4 protein-coding genes are annotated in these 3933 nt (G+C 28.7%); 2 read left to right on the plus strand and 2 right to left on the minus strand.

Annotation, left to right across the window (positions count from 1 at the left end):
- Positions 1-1802, minus strand: a 1802-nt coding sequence (ileS, locus tag ACRDDY_RS03235) for an isoleucine--tRNA ligase (protein WP_438563529.1), incomplete at its 3' end; no start/stop codon positions are given.
- 663 nt (positions 1803-2465) lie between these two features.
- Here ileS and ACRDDY_RS03240 point away from each other — a divergent pair.
- A complete protein-coding gene (locus tag ACRDDY_RS03240) occupies positions 2466-2666 on the plus strand; it encodes a (2Fe-2S)-binding protein (protein ID WP_438563532.1) in 201 nt (66 codons plus the stop codon).
- Positions 2667-3115: 449 nt separating this feature from the next.
- Positions 3116-3397 carry a hypothetical protein gene (locus ACRDDY_RS03245; RefSeq protein WP_438563530.1) on the plus strand — a complete coding sequence of 94 codons (282 nt, stop codon included), beginning with the start codon at positions 3116-3118 and terminating at the stop codon, positions 3395-3397.
- A 48-nt stretch (positions 3398-3445) separates the two neighbouring features.
- Here the strand turns inward: ACRDDY_RS03245 and ACRDDY_RS03250 are convergent.
- Positions 3446-3933 (minus strand): FAD-dependent oxidoreductase (locus ACRDDY_RS03250; protein WP_438563531.1); only part of this gene is annotated, 488 nt, incomplete at its 5' end.

The raw sequence follows: 3933 nt of genomic DNA on the forward strand, positions 1-3933 counted from the left end.
TCAACAACGTTCCCTTTTGATTTACTCATTTTTAATCCTTTTTTATCAAGCACGTGTCCTAAAACTATACAATTTTCAAATGGGTTTCTATCAAATATTGCAGTTGAAATTGCAAGTAATGTATAGAACCATCCTCTTGTTTGGTCAACAGCTTCTGATATAAATTGTGCTGGGAAGTTTTCATCAAATAATTCCTTATTTTCAAATGGATAGTGAAGTTGTGCAAATGGCATTGAACCTGAGTCAAACCAACAGTCAATAACTTCATGAGTTCTTGTCATTTCTTTTCCACACTTCTCACAATTTAAATGTACTTTATCTATGAAAGGTTTATGAAGCTCTATATCATCTGGTACATTTTGACCTTTAGCTTTAAGTTCTTCAATGCTTCCTATACATTCTCTGTGACCACATTCACATTCCCATATTGGAAGTGGAGTTCCCCAGTATCTGTCTCTTGAAATTCCCCAGTCAATAACATTCTCAAGGAATTTACCAAATCTACCATTTTTAATATTATCAGGTAACCAATTTATTTTATCATTATTAGCTAAAAGCCTATCTCTTAATGTTGTCATTGCAACAAACCAACTATCTTTTGGATAGTAAAGAAGTGGTGTATTACATCTCCAACAATGTGGATATGAGTGAGTATGCTTTTCAGCTTTAAATAATTTATTTTTTGATTTTAAGTAATCACAAATTTGTTGATCACATTTCTTAACATCTTTTCCAGCCCATGGAGTAACTTCTTCAGTAAACTTACCTTCTGTATCAACTAAGTTTATGAATGCCATTCCATTCTTTTTAGCAACAAAGCTATCATCTTCTCCATATGCAGGTGCTATATGAACAATTCCTGTACCATCTGATAATGTTACATAATCACCATGAATAACTTCAAATGCTTTTCCTTCTGGCTTATGGAATGGTAATAATTGCTCATACTTCATTCCTAAAAGTTCTGAACCTTTAAACTCTTTAATAATTTCAGCTTCTTCACCTAAAACTTTAGGTACTAAATCTTTAGCTAAAATATAAGTTTCATCTTCAACTTTTGCTTCACAGTAATCATATGCTTTATTTATGCATAAAGCTACGTTTGAAGGTAGAGTCCAAGGAGTTGTTGTCCAAGCTAAGAAGTATTTATTATCTTCTCCTTCTACTTTAAACTTAGCAACTGCAGTTAGGTCTTTAACATCTTTGTATCCTTGTGATACTTCATGTGATGATAATGCAGTTCCACATCTTGGGCAGTAAGGCATTACTTTATGTCCTTTATAAAGTAAGTCTTTATCCCACATTTGTTTTAAAGCCCACCATACTGATTCAATATATGGATTATGATAAGTTACATATGGATGCTCCATATCAACCCAGTATCCAATTTGGTTAGTCATTTTTTCCCACATACTAACATATGTAAAAACACTATCCTTACATTCATGCACGAATTTTTCTACACCATATTCTTCAATTTGCTCTTTACCTGAAATTCCTAATTTCTTTTCAATTTCAAGTTCAACAGGAAGACCATGAGTATCCCATCCTGCTTTTCTTATAACTTTATACCCCTTCATAACTTTATATCTTGGGATAATATCCTTCATAACTCTTGTAAGAATGTGTCCTACGTGAGGCTTTCCATTAGCTGTTGGAGGTCCATCATAAAATGTGAAATATTCTCCATTTGGGTTCATATCAAAGCTTTTTTGAATAACATTTCTTGCATTCCAAATGTCATTCATAACTTCTTTTTCCATACCTACAAAACCATTTGTAAGTTCTACTTTTTTATACATGCCAAAACTCCCTTCTTTTTAATTAAGAATTAAGAATTGAAAGTTAAGAATTAATTATTCCTAAAACTGTTATCATTCCTTATCTTTAATTAATACTCTATTTTAAAATAAAAAAAACCCGCCCTAATTAATAGGACGAGAGAATATACTCGTTTAAACCACCTATGGTTAAATATCAATACATTAATTTTAGTTTTAATCTCTAAAAAATATACTGATTCAAATTCAGATACTAACATATCCTATCCCTTAACGCGAGATTACGTGTAAGCTTAATTAGAATTTCCTTTCAGCCACCGACTCCTAGGTGATTTTTGTTGAATTATACTATGCTTTTTCACCAACCAAGCACTCTCTTAAAATACAGTAAACAACTACTTTTCCTAATCATCGTCTTTTAAAATTTATTATATAGTAGGGTTTTATAAAAGTCAATTACAAGACATACTTATTTAACTTAATTTTTACTATAAATTTATCCATTTAATCACAAATTTAGTATTTAATTAATAAAAATTATTATTTAGTATTGATTTTTCTTTTTTAAAATGATTTAATGAACATAACAAATAGATTTTTAAGTGCAAATTAAACAGAAATTTATAGATATTTTAAACTAAAGGAGGAATAACTTTGGAAAACAATAATATTCAACAACAAGTTATGGATAAACTTACAAAAACTTGCGTATGTAAAGTTATTACAAGAGCAAAAGTTAAAGAAGCCATAAGAAATGGTGCTAGAACATTAGATCAAGTTAAAGCAGCTACTGGAGCTGGAAATGGTTCATGCGGTGGAGCAAGATGTGTTTATAAAATATATGAACTTTTAGACGAATTTAAAGAAAACGGTAAATTTGAATAAAGCAATGGAGCTATCATAGATAGCTCCATTTTTTATGTTAACTTTCTTTGTCAAATATCTATACAATCAAACCTATCTTCATTAGATTTAAATGTAAATATTTGGTGTGATAAGATAAAATATTAGGAGGTTTTCATATGAGTAATTACAAATTTATTTTAAACAAAATTTTTCATTCAAAAATCACAAATCCTTGTGGAAAATTTCAATTTATACTTTCTCTGTTTATAGGTTTTCTTTTTATAAGTAGTTCTTTTAATAATATTTATAACAATAGTTTTTTTGAAGCTCCTTTTAGTTTTACTTTTGCTATTATAATTAGTATTTTAGGATTTTCAAATGCTTTTTATATCCTTAAAGAGAATAAATTTAAATTTAAAAATTTAGTATAAACTTTAAAAGCTTATTTATGTTATCATAATAATATAAATTTATAAGAGGTGATACAAATGAAAAATGTAAACGAATATGTTAATATCAAAAATGCCACTGATAAAAATGCACTACATCATGAAATTGAATTAAATCATGAAAAAACTGATTTATTAGGAGATCCTAAGAAACATAAAATAAAAGAATATTTTGATAAAATAAATGAAAAAGAACTTTTAAAAGGAAATGATTCTATATATAAAGAAAAAGATGAAAAGAAAACTAGAATTTTAATTCCTAGAACTTCATTAGAATTAAAAAAATTAATTGATGACTTAGCTACTGTATTCGGAAGCTAATAAATAAAACCATTAAATCATATCGATTTAATGGTTTTATTTTAACTATTATTTTTCACAATACTCCATAATTGCATTTGCAACTTTCTTAGCATGATTTACTGCATGAACAACAGTTTTAGCTCCTGTAACTACATCTCCTGAAGCAAAAACACCTTCCTTAGTAGTTCTTCCTTCTTCATCAGTTATAACAAGTCCCCACTTATTTGTTTGAAGCTCTTTATCTCTTGATGCAATAGTGTTTCTTGGCTCTTGGCTTATTGCAATTATTACTGTATCACATGGAATAAAACTTTCTTCTTCTAACATCTTAGTTTGAATTCTTCCATCAACCTCAACATTTTCAGTTTTTACAACTTTAATTCCATCTTCTAAAATCTCAACTGGTGCTTTAAACAAATCAAACTCTACACCATCTTCTCTAGCTTCTTCTATTTCTTTATTTGTTGCAGTCATTTGAGCAAAATCTTTTCTATAAACTACATATACATGCTCTGCTCCACTTCTTTTAGCAACTCTAGCTGCATCCATAGCAA

This window comes from Clostridium sp. (assembly GCF_051656525.1).
Lineage (GTDB): Bacteria > Bacillota > Clostridia > Clostridiales > Clostridiaceae > Clostridium.